Genomic DNA, 15,840 nt, shown 5'->3' on the forward strand with positions numbered 1-15,840 from the left:
CGGCTCCGTCAGGTGTTGTCGACGGCCACCACGCCGCGGCGGACGGCGTCGATGGCCCGCTTGGCGACGGCGCGCAATTCGGGGTTCGGGGCCGCGATGCGGACCTGATCGAGCAGGTCGAGGACCTGTCGGCACCAGCGCACGAAATCGCCGGCCGACAGCGGCTGCGGTCGGGTGGCCGAACTGCTGGTATCGGCCACCGCGAGCGCCTCGGTCAGGTCGCCCGTGCTGGCCCACCGGTACATGGTCGCGATGAAACCCTCGTCGATGTCGCGCGACGGCGCGATGCGGTGGCGGTTCTCCTCGGCCCGCAACTCCCCCGAGAGCCGACGCGTGCCGACCAGGGCCCGGCGCAGCCCGGCGGTGGGCGCGTCGTACAGCTGCGGTGACGGCCCGTCGCTGCCGCGCGATTCGAACACCACCGCCGAGAGGACGGCCGCCAGTTCGGCGGGGGCCAGCTTGTTCCATACCCCGGTGCGCAGACACTCGGCCACCAGCAGATCACTCTCGCTGTAGATGCGGGCCAGCAACCGGCCGTCGTCGGTGATCCGCAGCGCGCGCTTGCCGGTGTCCGGGCCGGGATCGGAGGCGGCTTCCGAGGCGATGAACCCCCGCTCGACCAGCAGCCCGACGATGCGGTCGAACGTGCGGGCCAGCGAGTTGGTGGCGGCGGCGATCTTCTGCCGCAGCAGGTCGTTCTCCCGTTCGATGCGCAGGTACCGCTCGCCGGCGCGGACCTTCTCCTCCCGGTCGGGCGCGCTGTGGGCCGGGTGCCGGCGCAACTCCTCGCGCAGCGCGATCAGCTCGGGATCGTTGTCGGGGTCCTGACCGCCGCGCTTGCGCCGCTGCGAGGGCACGTCGAGCCCGGCGGCCGCCGACCGCAGCGCCGAGGCCAGATCGCGCCGCACCCGGGGCTGACGATGCTCGACCCGTTTGGGCAGCGACATGGTGCCCAGCGGAGCGGCGCCGCCGGAGTAGTCGGCCGAGGAGATCCGGCCCGCCCAGCGGTGCTCGCTGAGCACCAGGGGCCGCGGGTCGTCGTCGTCGCGGGCCGCCTCGAGCACGACGGCGAGCCCGCCGCGCCGACCCGAGGACACGTTGATGATGTCGCCGCGCCGCAGGGCGGCCAACGCCTCGGTGGCGGCGTGGCGCCGCTGCAGGCGCGACGAACGCGCTTGGGCCCGTTCGCGTTCGGAGATCTTGGCGCGCAGCCGCGCGTAGTCGAGCAGCGCGCTGTCCCGGCCGCCGATCTCGTCGGCGATCTCGTCGAGCAGCCGCTCGCCGCGCTCGACCCCGCGGACCAGGCCCACCACCGAACGATCCGCCTGATACTGCGCGAACGAGCGTTCCAACAGGTCCCGGGCCTGCGCGGGCCCCATCTGTCCGACCAGGTTGATCGTCATGTTGTAGGACGGCGCGAACGAACTCTTCAGCGGGAAGGTCCGGGTGGAGGCCAGGCCGGCGACCTCGGCGGGTTCGGCCGAGCTCTCCATCGGATTCCAGATCACCACCGCGTGGCCCTCGACGTCGATCCCCCGTCGCCCCGCGCGGCCGGTCAGCTGCGTGTACTCCCCGGGGGTCAGCGGCGCGTGTTGTTCACCGTTGAACTTCACCAGCCGCTCCAGGACCACGGTGCGGGCCGGCATGTTGATGCCCAAAGCCAGTGTCTCGGTGGCGAAGACGGCCTTCACCAGGCCGGCGGCGAACAGTTCCTCGACGGTGTGCCGGAAGACCGGCAGCATCCCGGCGTGGTGGGCCGCCAGCCCGCGCAGCAACCCCTCGCGCCACTCGTAGTAGCCCAGCACCGGCAGGTCCGCATCCGGCAGGTCACCGCACCGACGCTCGATGATCTCGGCGATGCGGGCGCGTTCGGAGTCGGTGGTCAGCCGCATCGACGAGCGCAGGCACTGCTTGACCGCGGCGTCGCAGCCCACCCGGGAGAACACGAAGGTGATGGCGGGCAGCAGCCCCTCGCTGTCCAGGGTGGCGATCACGTCCGGTCGCGACGGCGGGCGGAACAACCCGGGCCGGCCCCGGTGCGAGCCGCGGCCCTTGGGGCTGCGGGGCCGCCAGTCGCTGAGCTGGTCGGCCTCGCGCCGATGCGCGATGTGGCGCACCAGTTCCGGATCGACCAGCAGCTTCTTGCCGCGCGCGGTCCCGTCGTAGTCGAACAGGTCGAACAGGCGCCGGCCCACCAGCATGTGCTGCCACAGCGGGACGGGGCGCTCCTCGTCGACGATCACCGTGGTGTCGCCGCGCACGGTCTGCATCCAGCCGCCGAATTCCTCGGCGTTGCTCACGGTGGCGGACAGGCTGGCCAGCCGGACCTCCTCGGGCAGGTGCAGGATGACCTCCTCCCACACCGCCCCGCGCATCCGGTCGGCCAGGAAGTGCACCTCGTCCATGACGACGTAGGAAAGCCCGTGCAGCGCCGGGGAATTCGCGTACAGCATGTTGCGCAACACCTCGGTGGTCATCACCACCACCGGGGCGTCGGCGTTGACCGAGACATCACCGGTGAGCAAGCCGATCCGCTCGGGTCCGTACCGGCGCACCAGGTCGGTGTGCTTCTGATTGCTCAGCGCCTTGATGGGCGTGGTGTAGAAGCACTTGCGCCCGGCGGCCAGGGCCAGGTGCACCGCGAACTCCCCGACCACCGTCTTGCCCGCGCCGGTCGGCGCGCACACCAGCACGCCGTGGCCGCGCTCGAGGGCCTCACAGCCGCGCCGCTGGAAGTCGTCCAGGGTGAACGGCAGCTGCGTCGCGAACCGGTCGAGTTCGCCGGCCTCAGGCGATCCCTCAGGTGACATCGTCGTGCGCAATGCTGGTGGGTGCGCCGACCTGGGTCGGCGGCTCGATCACCGACGCCTCGTCGTCGTCGAGTTCGGCCTCCCGGGCGCGTTCACGCTTGGCCTTGCGCCGGTCGTGGAGGCGGGCGATCTGGATGGCGAACTCCATCAGCAGGGTCAACGCCAGGCCCAGCGCCAGCATGGAGAACGGGTCGTTGCCCGGTGTCGCGAACGCCGCGAACACGAACACGGCTAGGATCAGCCCGCGCCGCCACTCCTTGAGCTTCGCGTACGGCAGCACCCCGACGGCGTTGAGCATGATCAGGATCAGCGGGAACTCGAAACCGACGCCGAACACCAGCAGCAGGTTGATCAGGAAGCCGAAGTACTGCTCGCCGGACAGCGCGGTGACCTGGACGTCGCTGCCGACGGTCAACAGGAAGTGCAGGGCCTTGGACAGCACCAGGTAGGCCAGCAGCGCGCCGGCGACGAACAGCACCGCCGCCGTCACCACGAAGGTGACCGCGAACCGGCGCTCCTTCTTGTACAGCCCCGGGGTGATGAACGCCCACAGTTGGTAGAACCACACCGGGCAGGCCAGGACGATGCCCGCCGCCAACGCCACCTTGAGGCGCAGCATGAACTGGTCGAACGGCCCGGTGGCCAACAGGCGGCAGCCGCCGTCGGCGCTGATCTCGGCGCGCGCCGACTCCGGCAACGCACAGTAGGGCCCGCGCAACCATTCCCCGAGGCTGTCGAACCCGAAGACGCCGTAGCTGTACCAGAGGAAGCCGACGGCGGTGGTGAGCACGATCGCCGCCATGGAGATCAGCAGCCGCGTGCGCAGTTCGCGGATGTGGTCGACGAGCGACATCGTCCCGTCGGGGTTGACTCTGCTGCGGCGCTGCCGCGGGTCGAGCCGTTTGAAGACGCCGGGAGTTTTCACGGGATGAGTTCAGTCACGCGCCACCGGAGGGTGACGCGGCCTAGGACCAGGTGGACCGCGGCGGCCGTCAGGCCGGGCGGGCGTCGGTGTGGTTCGGGTCCGGGTTCGCCACCGGATCGACGACCCGCTCGGACTGCACCTGGGTCGGCGCCGGGTCCGGCTTGTCGGTCTGCAGTTCCTTGACCTCGGCCTTGAAGATGCGCATCGACTTGCCGAGGGAACGCGCGGCGTCCGGCAACCGCTTGGCCCCGAAGAGCAAGACGATCACCACAATGAGAATTGCCCAGTGCCACGGACTAAGAGCACCCACTTTGGTTACCTCCAGACGTTGGCTTGATGCTACCCCGCCTCGGCGTAGGCGCCCAGTGCGGCGTGCGCGGCCCGACGGACCCGCTCGGCCAGTTCGGCGGGCTCGACGACGGTGACTTCGGCGCCGAAACCCAACACCAATCGTGCCATCCACTCGTCGGACGCGTACGTCATCGCGGCCTCGAAATGCCCGTCGGGCAGCTCGCGCAGCACCCGCATCGGGTAGTACTCCAGCGTCCACGCCGCCTCCGGGGAGATCCGCAGCGTGGCGGCCGGCAGCGCGGGATCGGAGTCGAACAGCGACGTGTCGGTGCTGCCCTGCAGGGCCGGCTCCGGCGGTGCGGAGGCCTCGTCGAGCACCGAGGCGTCCACGATCCGGTCGAACCGGAACAGTCGCACTCCCTCGGCCTCGCGGGACCAGGCCTCCAGATAGCTGTGGTCGCCCACCAGGACCACGCGGATGGGGTCCACGATCCGTTCGGACAGCGTGTCGCGGGAGGCCGAGTAGTACTCGAGGCGCACGGCATGGCCGCTGCGCACGGCCTCGCGGACCGCCGCGGCCGCCTCACTTTCGGCCGGGGCACGCTCCGGTTCGGCGGCGACGGCACCGGTCGGGTGCACCGCCCCGGCCGCGGATTCGATCTTGGCGATCGCGCTGCGGGCGGCCTCGGGGTCCACCACGCCGGGCACGTCGGCCAGCGCGCGCAGCGCCATCAGCAGACCGGTGGCCTCCGGGGAGGTCAACCGCAGCGGCTCGTCCATGCCGGCGGAGAACGTCACGTTGATGGTGTCGCCGGAGAACTCGAAGTCGATCAGATCGCCGGGGCCATAGCCGGGCAGTCCGCACATCCACAGCTGATCCAGGTCCTGCTGGAGTTGCTTGCGGGTGACCCCCAGATCGGCGGCGGCCTCCGCGTAGGTGATCCGCGGGTTGGCCTTGAGATACGGCACCATGTTGAGCAGCCGGACCAGCCGCGCCGACACCGAACTGCTCATCGGATGGCCTCCCCCGCGGCGGCGCGCAGCCGCGCCAGGACCTCGTCGCGCAGCGCCGCCGGTTCCAACACCACCGCGTCGGCGCCGTGTCCCGCGATCTCGCGGACCAGTCCGTTGTAGGGGCCGGTGTCGAGTTCGATGACCTCGCCGTCACGGCCGCCCAACGTCCTCGGTCCCGTCGAGGTGCCGGCCCGGCGCAGCGAGGTGGCGCGGCCGTCGGCCACCCAGACCCGGGCCTGCACCCCGCCGGGGGCCTCGGCGACGGCCTTGGTCACCACCGCGCGCAGGTCCACGCCGTCGGGCGGTCGGACCGCACCGGCGGGGCCGACGGCGGCGACGTCGGTGCCCATCCGGGACAGCCGGAACGTGCGGGTGTCGTCGCGGTCGCGGTCGTGCCCGACCAGGTACCAGCGTCGGTGGTGGGTGATCACGCCCCACGGTTCGACGGTGCGCTTGGTGAACGGCGCGGTCCTCGATGAGCGGTGGTCGAACTCGACGACCTTGCCGGCGTTGATGGCCGAGAGCAGCACCGGCAGCACCCCCTCGGAGCCGCGCAGGCCGGGGAATCCGGCGGGGGCGGACAGCGGGACGCCCACCTCCGGTTCGACGTCCACGCCGCCGGCCCGCAGTTTGAGCAGCGCACCCTGGGTGGCGGTGACCAGCTCCGGGGACTGCCACAGCTGGGTGGCCACGGCGACGACGGCGGCCTCGTCGGCGGTCAGTTCGATGTCCGGCAACGCGTAGGCGTCGCGGTTGATGCGGTAGCCCTCGGTGGGGTCCAGCGAGGACACCCGGCCCGTCTCCAGCGGGATGCCCAGATCGCGCAGTTCGTTCTTGTCGCGTTCGAACATGCGCGAGAACGCGTCGTCGCTGGGGCTGTCGCCGTACCCGGCGACGCTCTTGCGGATTCGTTCGGCGGTGATGTACCCGTGCGTCGACAGCAGGGCGATGACGAGGTTCATCAACCGTTCGACTTTGGCGGTCGTCACGTTGTCAGCCCACGCCCCTACATCGACGCGATGAGTCGCTTGACCCGCTCGTCGACGGCGCGGAACGGGTCCTTGCACAGCACCGTGCGTTGCGCCTGATCGTTGAGCTTGAGGTGCACCCAGTCGACGGTGAAGTCGCGGCCGGCCTCCTGCGCCGCGGCGATGAACTCACCGCGCAGCTTCGCGCGGGTGGTCTGCGGCGGGGTGTTGACGGCCTCGTCGATCTCCTCGTCGGTGGTGATCCGGGCGGCCAGACCCTTGCGCTGCAGCAGGTCGAAGACTCCGCGGCCGCGCTTGATGTCGTGGTAGGCCAGGTCCAGCTGCGCGATCTTGGGATCGGAGAGCTCCATGTCGTAGCGGTCCTGATAGCGCTGGAACAGCTTGCGCTTGATCACCCAGTCGATCTCGGTGTCGACCTTGGCGAAGTCCTGACTCTCCACCGCGTCGAGTTGGCGGCCCCACAGGTCGACGACCTGCTGCAGCTGGGTGTCGGGTTCGCGGTTCTGCAGGTGCTCGACCGCGCGGGCGTAGTACTCGCGCTGAATGTCCAGGGCGCTGGCCTGCCGGCCGCCGGCCAGCCGGACCGGGCGCCGTCCGGTCAGGTCGTGGCTGACCTCTCGGATGGCCCGAATCGGGTTGTCCAGGGAGAAATCCCGGAACGGGACGCCGGCTTCGATCATCTCCAGCACCAACGCGGCGGTGCCCACCTTCAGCATGGTGGTCGACTCGCACATGTTGGAGTCGCCGACGATGACGTGCAGCCGCCGGTACTTCTCGGCGTCGGCGTGCGGTTCGTCGCGGGTGTTGATGATCGGGCGGCTGCGGGTGGTCGCGCTCGACACGCCCTCCCAGATGTGCTCGGCGCGCTGCGACAGGCAGAAGGTCGCGGCCTTCGGCGTCTGCAACACCTTGCCCGCCCCGCAGATCAGCTGCCGGGTGACCAGGAAGGGCAGCAGCACATCCGAGATCCGGGAGAATTCGCCGGCCCGCACGATCAGATAGTTCTCGTGGCAGCCGTAGGAGTTGCCGGCGGAGTCGGTGTTGTTCTTGAACAGGTAGATGTCCCCGCCAATGCCCTCGTCGGCCAACCGCTGTTCGGCGTCGATCAGCAGGTCCTCGAGCACCCGCTCACCCGCGCGGTCGTGGGTGACCAGCTGGATGAGGCTGTCGCACTCGGCGGTGGCGTACTCCGGATGGCTGCCCACGTCCAGATACAGGCGCGCACCGTTACGCAGGAAAACATTCGAGCTGCGGCCCCACGACACCACGCGGCGGAACAGGTACCGGGCTACCTCGTCCGGTGACAGCCGCCGATGGCCGTGGAACGTGCAGGTGACACCGAATTCGGTCTCGATGCCCATGATTCGTCGCTGCACGATGTCGAGCTTACGGGTTGGGCGGTCGCAACGGTGCGGAAGAATCGCCGCAAGAGCGTCCGGACCTGACTTGACAGCCCCACCAGCGCACCGGTCGACGCTGTGGATCGCCGCGCACACCAGGGGCGCAACCGGCGCCAGCATGCGCCGATGGAACCCACCGCACTGTCCCTCGATGCCGACCGGCTCCGCACCGCGGCCCGCGACGTCCTCGACCTCGCCGAGGCGCTGCGCCCGTTCTCGGATGTCGACCTGGGTGCCGCACTGCCCGGCTCGGCACTGGCCCGGACGGTGCCGCCGGACCCGCGTGCCCTGGCCGCCGACACCGTGCGCTGGGCGCAGCGCACCGAGGCCGCGGCCGACCGAATGACCGATGCCGACGCGGCCGCGGCGGTGCGGCTGCGGCCATGACCGCCGCGCCGACAGTCGGCCAGGTCGAGCGGTGGCGACCCGAGGCGCTGTTCGCCGCCGCCGACGGCTGGGCCGCGCTGGCCGCGCGGTGGCGCGCGCTCGCGGACACGCTGCATCGGCTGGACCGCGACAGCTGGCACGGCGAGGCGGCCGAGCGCGGTTGGGCGCAGGCCCAGCACCTCGAGGCCGCGGCCTCGGACTGGGCGGCGCGGATGGGGGCGGCCGCGGTGCAGGCCCGCCGGGGCGGACGGGTGCTCGGCGCGGCGCACGCGGAGTTCCTCGGACTGCTCGCCGCAGTTCGCGCCGACGGGAACCTGATCGGCGACGACGGCACCGTGACCCCCGACCGTTCCGGTGAGCTGACATCGCGGGTGTACCACGGGCTGCGCCAGGTCCTGGCGGCCGACCATGATGTCGCGGGGGCGATCGAGCGCGCGCTGACCCTCGCCGCGGCACCCGCGGCGAGACCGGTCGCGACGACACCCGCGGCCGCCGAGGTGGTCGCCGGCTGGCCGACCATGAGCCAGGACCGCATCGGCGAGCAGATCTCGGCGATGAGCACCGAGCAGCGCCGGCGACTGGTCGCGGGCGCACCGCTTCAGGTCGGCAACACCGATGGCGTGCCCTGGGACCTCCGGGTGGCCGCCAACCGGATCAACATCGCCGAAGCCATTGCCGCCCAACAAGACATCCTGGCCCGCCCCGAGAACGACAAGATCGGTGCCGCGCTGGCGGGCGGTTTCGGCCTGGGCGCCGGCATCGGTGGCTGGGGCACCCCGGGGGCGCGCGACCGCGTGCGCGCGGCGGCCTACCTCGACCCGGGCTGGCGGGCGGCCGCGATCGCCGCGCATGACCGAGATGCCCACCGCCGCATCGAGTTCTACCGGGGCCTGCTCGCGGACGTCACCGATCCCACGGGACGTTCCGCGCGGGTGCGGCCCCGGCAGATCCTGGCGTTCGACCCGGCCCGGTCCTCGTTGATCGAACTGCACGGCGACCTACGCACCGCGGGCAGCCTCGGGGTGCTGGTGCCCGGGATGAACACCACGGTGCTCGACTCGGCGGCCAACGTCCGCACCGCGCGGCGCTTCGTCGCCGCCGGCCGCGGCGAGGTCGCGATGATCACCTATCTCGGCGGCCCGTTTCCGACCGGTCCGGACCCGGTCACCGGCCTGGTCGAGGCCGCCGACCCCAGCTACGCCGTAGCGATGGCGCCGCGGTTGGTGGCGTTCAGCGAGGACGTCGACCGCACCGTCGATGCCACCGGGCGGCACGTGCCGGTGACCTACCTCGGGCACTCGTACGGCGGCTCGATCCTGGGCACCGCGGAACGGTTGGGCCTCACCGCGGATCGGACCGTCTACGTGGAGGCCGCCGGCGCCGGCGTCGGGGTCTTCGACGAATCCGACTGGAACAACCGCAATCCCGATGTGCAGCGATACTCGATGACCGCGCCGGGCGACCCGATCGCGTGGGTGCAGGGGCTGCCGGGTGGGCCGCACGGCGCCGATCCCGACGAGATGTCGGGGGTGTGGCGGCTGGGCACCGGCCGCCGGCTGGACGGCTCGGTGATGTCGGGGCCGGCCGCGCACAGCGACGTCGTCAACGAACCGTCGGACGCCTGGCACAACCTGCTCGCCGTGATCACCGGGACCCCGGTCCGGCGGTGAGCCCGGCTCACACCAGCTGGTCGGCGAGCTCCTCGATGGTGGCCCGGCTGCGTTCGGGGTCGGAGCCGGGTACGTAATCCGGCGAGGTGGGTTCGCCGACAACCCCGTTGGCGACGCGCTTCTGGGCCTGCCGGAACTCGGGCAGCGGTCCCATGGCCAGGTGCAGACCGTTGATGACGCTCCACACCGACGCCTGGCGCAGCGCCCGCTCGATCGGGTTGGGCCGCTTGTACATCACCATGGCCGCGGCCCAGCTGGGCAGGGTGTCGCGGATCGCCCAGTCGATGAACTCGCCGCCGGGTGGGCCGGGGTATTTGGCGTCGGCCAGGTTCAGCCCGGTCGCGGCGGCGGTCCCGTAGGTGATGGCCAACTTGGGCAGGTAGGAGTGCAGACACTCGAGGGTCTGCGCCTTGGTCTCGGGCAGGTCGGTGCCGCCGAGCGCGTGACCGACCTTGACGAACTCGCGGTAGTACCGGTCGATCTTCTTGCCCCGCAACGGGTTCGGGTGGTAGTACTCGTGCGCCGTGGCGATCCCCCACACCACGGTCGCATAATTCCAGCGCAGCCACTCGGGATCGTCGGCGTCATACGGCAGCCCGTCCGGACGCACCCCCTTGACGGTGTGGTGCATGGCCCGCACGGTGTTGGCCAACCGCTGGGCGGTCTCCGTCGACCCGTACGCGGTGCCGATGAAGAAGGACACCGAATGCGCCAGTCGCACCGCGGCCCCTTCGGGGTTGATCCGGAGGTCGAACAGGTCGTCCTCCGGGCGGTCGACGAGTCGCGAGTGGTGCACGCCCATCCAGAAGATGCTGGGGTCGAAGCGCTCGATGTAGGCCGCGCACTGCAACCCGAACACCAGGGCCGGCATGTGCGAGTGGACGTGCCAGACCGCGCTGCCGGGCCCGAACCAGCCCGGATCCCCCTCCGGGCCGGCGAAGTCCAGCCCGCGGAAGTAGCGGCTCCGGATCTCGTCGTCGTAGAACCCGGCGATCTTGGACTGCAGCAGCTGATGCGGGAGTTGCATGCGTCTCACCCTAGCGATCTGGATACGGGTGTGTCCAGAGTTGGTTGGCACTAGGCTGGCCCCGTGTCCAGCCCCACCAGGTGGGCGGGTGTCCCGCTGACCGACCGCCGCATCGAGCGCCGTGCGCTACTGATCAACGCGGCGTTCGCGTTGTTCGGCGAGGGCGGCGAGGGGGCGGTGTCCGTGCGATCGGTGTGCCGCGAATCGGCGCTGAACACCAGGTACTTCTACGAGAGCTTCGGCGACACCGATGAACTGCTGGGCGCGGTCTACGACAAGGTCGCCGACGAGATGAACGCGGAGGTGCAGGCGGCCATCCAGGCGGTCATCGACGCCGTCGGGGGCACCGACGTGGACCGGATGCGCGCCGGCGTCCGCGCCGTGCTGGGCTTCAGCTCGGCCGACCCGCGCCGCGGTCGGGTGCTGTTCACCGAGGCGCGGGCCAACCCGGTGCTCACCGCGCGACGCCAGATCGCCCAGGAGACCCTGCAGCAGATGGTGCGCAGCCAGCGCGAGCACGCGCACCCCGGTGACGACAGCACCGCGACCCTGGTGGCGGCCGCGATGTTCACCGGCGCCATGGCGGAGCTGGCGCAGCAGTGGCTGTCCGGTGCGCTGGGCGCCGATCTGGACGCGGTGGTCGACCACGCTGTTCGATTTGTGCTGCTGACCTCCTGAGTCGGCGCTGCGGGGCTACGCTGCGAAGATGCCGATACGGCGGTCCTCGGCGGCGTCGGTACTGGTCCACGGCCGGTTGCCGCGGGAGAACCCGTGTCTGTCGGTGCGCAACGAGCACTACGTGGCCCGGACCTCGCGGCAGATCCGGGTGCTCGAGGTCGCCGCACTGATCGCGGCCCTGGTCAGCGCGGGCTTCGGGACCTGGGGGCTGGTCGGTGGTTTCGGCGCCCTGCAGGTGGCGATCGTCAACATCGTCTCGGCCGTGTTGTTCCTGGTCATCCCCCTGCTCGGGAAGGTGTCCGACCTGCTGGCGGCGCTGTGTTTCATCGTTGTCGCCTACACCTCGGTGTTCGTCCAGGCCTGGACCATCGGGACGGGATCGGGGCTGCAGTTCTACTTCCTGGTGGCTGCCTCGATCCTGGTGCTGGTGCTCGGCATCGAGCGCATCGTGCTGGCCGGCGCCCTGGCCGCGCTCGGGGTCGTCCTGGCCATCGTGTTGGAACTGAACATTCCCGATGACACTGGCGTGCAACCGGATTGGAGCATCCGGGTGGGCTTCGTCGTCTCGGTCGCGTCGGCGTCGCTGATGGCGGTGGCCACGGTCTGGTACGCGCTGCGGGAGATCCGCCGCGCCGAGGCGGCGATGGAGCAGGAGTACGAACGCTCCGAGAAGCTGCTGGCCAACATCCTGCCGGCGAGCATCGCCGAGCGGCTCAAGGACCCCGGCCACGACATGATCGCCGACTCCTATGACGACGCGTCGATCCTGTTCGCCGACATCGCCGGGTTCACCCGTCGCGCCAGCGAGACCGCGCCGACCGAGTTGGTGCGCTTCCTCGACGGTCTCTACACGGAGTTCGATCGGCTGGTGGACCGGCACGGCCTGGAGAAGATCAAGACCACCGGGGATTCCTACATGGTGGTCAGCGGGGTGCCGGAACCGCGCGCCGATCACCTGCGCGCATTGGCGGATCTGGCCCTGGACATGGCGGCCGTGGTCGCCGACCTGCGCGACCCCGCGGGCCGGCCGGTGCCGATCCGGATCGGGATGGCCAGCGGGCCCGTGGTCGCCGGCGTGGTGGGCGAGCGCCGGTTCTTCTACGACGTGTGGGGCGACGCGGTCAACGTGGCCTCCCGCATGGAGTCCACGGACCAGGAGGGCCGCATCCAGGTGCCCGACGCGGTCTACCGGTGCTTGCGCGACGAATTCGTCTTCGCGGAGCGCGGCGAGGTCGAGATCAAGGGCAAGGGTCCGATGCGCACCTGGTATCTGGTGGGCCGTCCCGGCGAACCGGCCCCGGACGGCGATCGACCCGCCCAGTCCGGGACTGGGCGGGTCGAATCGTCAGTCGAGTCGTCAGTCGAATCGTCTAGGCGGGTTAGACCTTCCGGTTCTCCGACTTGATCAGCCAGGCCAACTTCTCGAGGCCCTCGATCTGTCCGTGCAGGATGTCGGCGGTGGTGGGATCCTCGGCGTCGACGGCGTCGTGGACGGCGCGCATGGTGTCCACGCTGGCCTGGATCGAGGTGGTGATCAGGTCCACCACTTCCGCGGTGTTCTGCTCATGCGGCGGGAACTCCGGCAAGGAGGTGGTCGCGGCCACGGTGTCGGTGCGGCCGTCCGGCACCGCCCACAGCGCCCGCATCCGCTCGGCGACGGTGTCGCTGCCGGCCCGGGCGAAGTCGACGAGTTCGTCGAGCTGGAGGTGAAGGTCGCGGAAGTTGCTGCCGACGACGTTCCAGTGCGCCTGCTTGCCCTGCAGTTGCAGTTCGATCAGGTCGACGAGCACGCGCTGCAGGTTCTCGATGAACTTCTCGGACGGGGCGAATCCGACAATCTCGCTGGCTTCGCGCCGCTTGTTGTTAATGGTTGCTACCGCACTCATTTTTCGATTTCTCCCTTTTTCCGTTGCGGGGTACATTCGGGTGATATTTGGAGTCTAGGGGAAAGCATTCAGGTTTCCCGCGTTATGCCTTCCACCTGGGCTGGACTCGTTTTACCACGTCAATCATTTACAACGGATAACCCCGCGGGACAATTCCGAAACGGCCTGTAGCGTTCATCACGATAGGTAAGGCAACCCTTCGTTTAATTGAGCCTTTCCTTTATTGCCCCCGAATTGGTCGCCTTTTCGTCGGTCGTGGCCAGACTGCGCGCGTAATTCGCGCCCATCGCCAACAAGACCAGGCCGACGACGATGAACGCCGCCACCCGGAACATGCCGTCGAGCGTGCCGAGGTCGAACAGGAACAGCTTGGCCGTGGCGGCCGCCGTCAGCGCCAACCCGCCGAGCAGGGGTGCGGTCCGCGCCTCCCCGCCCGACAGCCGGCGGGCCAGGCCGAACAGCGCGGCCGCCGCGCCGATCCAGCAGATGGTGGCGACCATGTGCCCGGCCAGGAAGCCGCCGTCGTCGGCCACCAGCACGCCGGCCGTGACGGTGAACATCGTGACCGAGTAGAGCGCGATGACCGCGGCGGCGGCCCAGGTGAATCGGGCCTCGTCCGCATCGAGCCGGCCGCTGCCGGTCCACGTCCACGCCAACACCAGGGCGACGGCCACGGCCAGCACGCTGGAGATCAACGTCGACACCGCGACGGCGGCGTTCAGCTCGGTCGCGCGCAGCAGGGTCTCCGGCGGGGCGAACGCGACGTAGAGCATGGCGCCCGGAACGGCGAAACCGGCCGCGACCCACCGGGCGACGCGGCTGCGACGACCCGCGAGACCCACGATCAGCGCCAGCCCGAGCAGGACCGGCCCCTCGACGTGACCGGCGAAGGCCACCGTGACGGCGATCAGGGCGGCGACCGCCGACAAGGCCGACCAGATCGCGACCACCGCGCCCTCGACGCCCGGCAGCCGGCGCGGCATCACGACGAGGACCAGCAGGCCGGCGGCGAGCGCGCCGGCCAGCAGCGCCCCGAGGGTGCGCGGCACCGCGACGGCCGCCGCCAACGCCGGCAGCGCGCCGGCCACGGTCAGCAGCGCGGTCGCCGTCGGGTTACCCGCGTGCGGCAGCAACAGCAGCGCGCCGAGCACGGCCAGCAGCGCCGCGATCGCGCAGGCCCCGCCCAACAGCCACACGTCGTCGCCGGAGCCGAGTTCGCCGGCGACCGAGGCGATGAACAACGCGGCCAACAGCGGCAGCGTCACCGCGGCGGTGCGCGCCGCATGCATCCACACCCAGTCCTTGCCGAGTTGCACCGGCAGCGCCGCCGCCGACAACGCGATCATGAACCCGATCAGCAGCAGCGTGATCCCGTCGGCGACGATCGGGGCCAGGATGGTCAGCGGGACCAGCACCAGCAACCCGAGCTGCTGCGAGTCCCAACGCCGGGCCAGCGTCAGCCCGCCTCCCCCGATCAGCGCCGCGAGCACCAGTCCGCCGGCGCCGGGCAACCAGCCGTAAATGGTGGTGACGGCGACGACGTCCATGTAGGCCGCGGCGATGCCGGTGGCGGCCAATGCGATCGCGCCGACCTGCCCGCCGGGGCGGCGGTACAGCCGGACCCCGGACGCCACCAGGGCGGCGGCCAGGACGGCGCCGGCACCGACGCGCACCTCCGGGCGCAGGATCCCGGCCTGGGCCGCCAGGACCAGCAGCAGCACCACGCCGATCAGCGTGACCGCGACCCCGGCGACCGCCAGCAGCTTGCCGATCCAGCCCTGCCCGTCGGCGGTGCCCAGGCGCGCGGCCAACGGCGGCCGCGGCGGGGCGGGCGGCGGCACATAGACCGGAGGGGGCGGTGCCGGCACGGGTGCGAGGACGGGCGGGGGCGGCAGGGGCGCCGGGGGTACCGGGGGTGCCAGCGGTGGCGGGACCGGCAGCGGCAGGGACCGTTGCAGTTCGCTGAGTTGGCCGGCGACCCGGGCCATCTGCTGCGACAGCTGGCCGAACTCGTCGGACAGCCGTTGGAGGGCAACCTGATGCGGTGCAGTCATGCCAGCCATCGTCGCCGCGCCGGGGGCGGCGGGCATGAGTAGGACTACGCGACTTCAGGGATTCTTGTCGAGGCCGTGCTCGATGGCGTAGCGGGTCAACTCCACGCGGTTGGCCACCTGCAGCTTGCGGAAGGTCGCCTGCACGTGGTTCTCCACGGTGCGGTGGCTGACCGAGAGCTTGGCGGCAATCTGCTTGGCGGTCAAGCCCTTTGCGACATACCGCAGCACCTCGGTCTCCCGCTCGGTCAGGGTGGGACCGGACGGCGTGGCGCCGGGGCCGCGGGCGATGCGGCGGTACTCCCCCAGCACCAGGCCGGCCAGTCCCGGGGTGAACACGGCGCGGCCCTGCGCGGTTTCGGCCACGGCCTCGGTCAGCTCGGCCTTCGAGGCGCTCTTCACCAGATAGCCGGTGGCGCCGGCCTTCACCGCCTGCAACACGTCGTCGCGCTCGCCGGAGGCCGACAGCACCAGCACCCGACTCGTCGGGGACACCTCCAGGACCCCGACCGTCGCGGCGGCGCCGTCGCCGTCGGCCAACTGCATGTCCATCAGCACCACATCGGGACGCACGACCGCGGCCCGACGCCGCGCCGCGGCCACCCCGTCGGCGGTGGCCACCACCGCGAAGCCTTCGTCGGCGAGGTCACGGGCGACGGCGTCGCGCCAGATCGGGTGGTCGTCGACGACCATCACGGTGATCGTCGCCGGG

General features: G+C 70.8%; 14 protein-coding genes. 4 read left to right on the forward strand and 10 right to left on the reverse strand.

The genetic code is table 11. The annotated features are described in order from the left end of the window. Nucleotides 1–8: 8 nt before the first annotated feature. From EL338_RS12450 to pafA, 6 genes are all read right to left on the reverse strand, one after another. Entirely contained in the window at nt 9–2,810 is a 2,802-nt protein-coding gene (locus EL338_RS12450) for a DEAD/DEAH box helicase (protein ID WP_126334037.1), read from the reverse strand. Then, nucleotides 2,800–3,735, reverse strand: a complete 936-nt coding sequence (gene tatC, locus EL338_RS12455; RefSeq protein WP_126334038.1) for a twin-arginine translocase subunit TatC — start codon at nt 3,733–3,735, stop codon at nt 2,800–2,802. The genes EL338_RS12450 and tatC overlap by 11 nt, the downstream gene beginning before the upstream one ends. Before the next feature lie 67 nt (nt 3,736–3,802). Continuing rightward, the gene (gene tatA, locus EL338_RS12460; RefSeq protein ID WP_126334039.1) at nt 3,803–4,045 is read right to left on the reverse strand and encodes a Sec-independent protein translocase subunit TatA; all 243 of its coding nucleotides are present in this window, start codon (nt 4,043–4,045) and stop codon (nt 3,803–3,805) included. 29 nt (nt 4,046–4,074) lie between these two features. Continuing rightward, entirely contained in the window at nt 4,075–5,040 is a 966-nt protein-coding gene (locus EL338_RS12465) for a helix-turn-helix transcriptional regulator (RefSeq protein WP_126334040.1), read from the reverse strand. Next, complete coding sequence (locus tag EL338_RS12470) at nt 5,037–6,029, reverse strand: helix-turn-helix transcriptional regulator (RefSeq protein WP_126334041.1); 993 nt, start codon at nt 6,027–6,029, stop codon at nt 5,037–5,039. The genes EL338_RS12465 and EL338_RS12470 overlap by 4 nt, the downstream gene beginning before the upstream one ends. Before the next feature lie 17 nt (nt 6,030–6,046). After that, nucleotides 6,047–7,405: a Pup--protein ligase gene (pafA, locus tag EL338_RS12475; RefSeq protein ID WP_126334042.1), complete on the reverse strand. Its 1,359-nt coding sequence runs from the start codon at nt 7,403–7,405 to the stop codon at nt 6,047–6,049. A 150-nt stretch (nt 7,406–7,555) separates the two neighbouring features. On the opposite strand from pafA, the gene EL338_RS12480 reads away from it, so the two are divergent. Further along, on the forward strand, nt 7,556–7,816 hold the full coding sequence (locus tag EL338_RS12480) for a hypothetical protein (RefSeq protein WP_126334043.1): 261 nt from the start codon (nt 7,556–7,558) through the stop codon (nt 7,814–7,816). Beyond that, the gene (locus EL338_RS12485; protein WP_126334044.1) at nt 7,813–9,486 is read left to right on the forward strand and encodes an alpha/beta hydrolase; all 1,674 of its coding nucleotides are present in this window, start codon (nt 7,813–7,815) and stop codon (nt 9,484–9,486) included. Before EL338_RS12480 ends, EL338_RS12485 begins: the two co-directional genes overlap by 4 nt. Before the next feature lie 7 nt (nt 9,487–9,493). Here the strand turns inward: EL338_RS12485 and EL338_RS12490 are convergent, their stop codons facing one another. After that, nucleotides 9,494–10,513, reverse strand: coding sequence for an oxygenase MpaB family protein (locus EL338_RS12490; protein ID WP_126334045.1), 1,020 nt, complete (start codon nt 10,511–10,513; stop codon nt 9,494–9,496). A gap of 63 nt (nt 10,514–10,576) precedes the next feature. Between EL338_RS12490 and EL338_RS12495 the strand changes: the two genes are divergently transcribed. Both EL338_RS12495 and EL338_RS12500 read left to right on the forward strand, forming a co-directional pair. Beyond that, a complete protein-coding gene (locus EL338_RS12495) occupies nt 10,577–11,191 on the forward strand; it encodes a TetR/AcrR family transcriptional regulator (RefSeq protein ID WP_126334046.1) in 615 nt (204 codons plus the stop codon). Nucleotides 11,192–11,219: 28 nt separating this feature from the next. After that, the gene (locus EL338_RS12500) at nt 11,220–12,596 is read left to right on the forward strand and encodes an adenylate/guanylate cyclase domain-containing protein (RefSeq protein WP_126334047.1); all 1,377 of its coding nucleotides are present in this window, start codon (nt 11,220–11,222) and stop codon (nt 12,594–12,596) included. On the opposite strand, the gene EL338_RS12505 is transcribed toward EL338_RS12500, so the two are convergent. From EL338_RS12505 to EL338_RS12515, 3 genes are all read right to left on the reverse strand, one after another. Next, nucleotides 12,571–13,077 carry a Dps family protein gene (locus EL338_RS12505; RefSeq protein WP_126334048.1) on the reverse strand — a complete coding sequence of 169 codons (507 nt, stop codon included), beginning with the start codon at nt 13,075–13,077 and terminating at the stop codon, nt 12,571–12,573. The genes EL338_RS12500 and EL338_RS12505 overlap by 26 nt on opposite strands. A 203-nt stretch (nt 13,078–13,280) precedes the next feature. Further along, the gene (locus EL338_RS12510; RefSeq protein ID WP_126334049.1) at nt 13,281–15,131 is read right to left on the reverse strand and encodes a DUF2339 domain-containing protein; all 1,851 of its coding nucleotides are present in this window, start codon (nt 15,129–15,131) and stop codon (nt 13,281–13,283) included. Between the two features lie 54 nt (nt 15,132–15,185). Beyond that, complete coding sequence (locus EL338_RS12515) at nt 15,186–15,821, reverse strand: response regulator (RefSeq protein WP_126336829.1); 636 nt, start codon at nt 15,819–15,821, stop codon at nt 15,186–15,188. Nucleotides 15,822–15,840 lie beyond the last annotated feature (19 nt).

It is taken from the genome of Mycolicibacterium chitae (genome assembly GCF_900637205.1).
Taxonomy (GTDB): Bacteria; Actinomycetota; Actinomycetes; order Mycobacteriales; family Mycobacteriaceae; genus Mycobacterium; species Mycobacterium chitae.

What these genes read in the sequence shown, in the direction of transcription:
- EL338_RS12480 (WP_126334043.1), top strand. Translation starts at nt 7,556, where the DNA reads ATGGAACCCACCGCACTGTCCCTCGATGCCGACCGGCTCCGCACCGCG.
- EL338_RS12490 (WP_126334045.1), bottom strand. Translation starts at nt 10,513, where the DNA reads ATGCAACTCCCGCATCAGCTGCTGCAGTCCAAGATCGCCGGGTTCTAC.
- EL338_RS12500 (WP_126334047.1), top strand. Translation starts at nt 11,220, where the DNA reads ATGCCGATACGGCGGTCCTCGGCGGCGTCGGTACTGGTCCACGGCCGG.
- EL338_RS12485 (WP_126334044.1), top strand. Translation starts at nt 7,813, where the DNA reads ATGACCGCCGCGCCGACAGTCGGCCAGGTCGAGCGGTGGCGACCCGAG.
- EL338_RS12505 (WP_126334048.1), bottom strand. Translation starts at nt 13,077, where the DNA reads ATGAGTGCGGTAGCAACCATTAACAACAAGCGGCGCGAAGCCAGCGAG.
- EL338_RS12465 (WP_126334040.1), bottom strand. Translation starts at nt 5,040, where the DNA reads ATGAGCAGTTCGGTGTCGGCGCGGCTGGTCCGGCTGCTCAACATGGTG.
- EL338_RS12515 (WP_126336829.1), bottom strand. Translation starts at nt 15,821, where the DNA reads ATGGTCGTCGACGACCACCCGATCTGGCGCGACGCCGTCGCCCGTGAC.
- EL338_RS12450 (WP_126334037.1), bottom strand. Translation starts at nt 2,810, where the DNA reads ATGTCACCTGAGGGATCGCCTGAGGCCGGCGAACTCGACCGGTTCGCG.
- EL338_RS12510 (WP_126334049.1), bottom strand. Translation starts at nt 15,131, where the DNA reads ATGACTGCACCGCATCAGGTTGCCCTCCAACGGCTGTCCGACGAGTTC.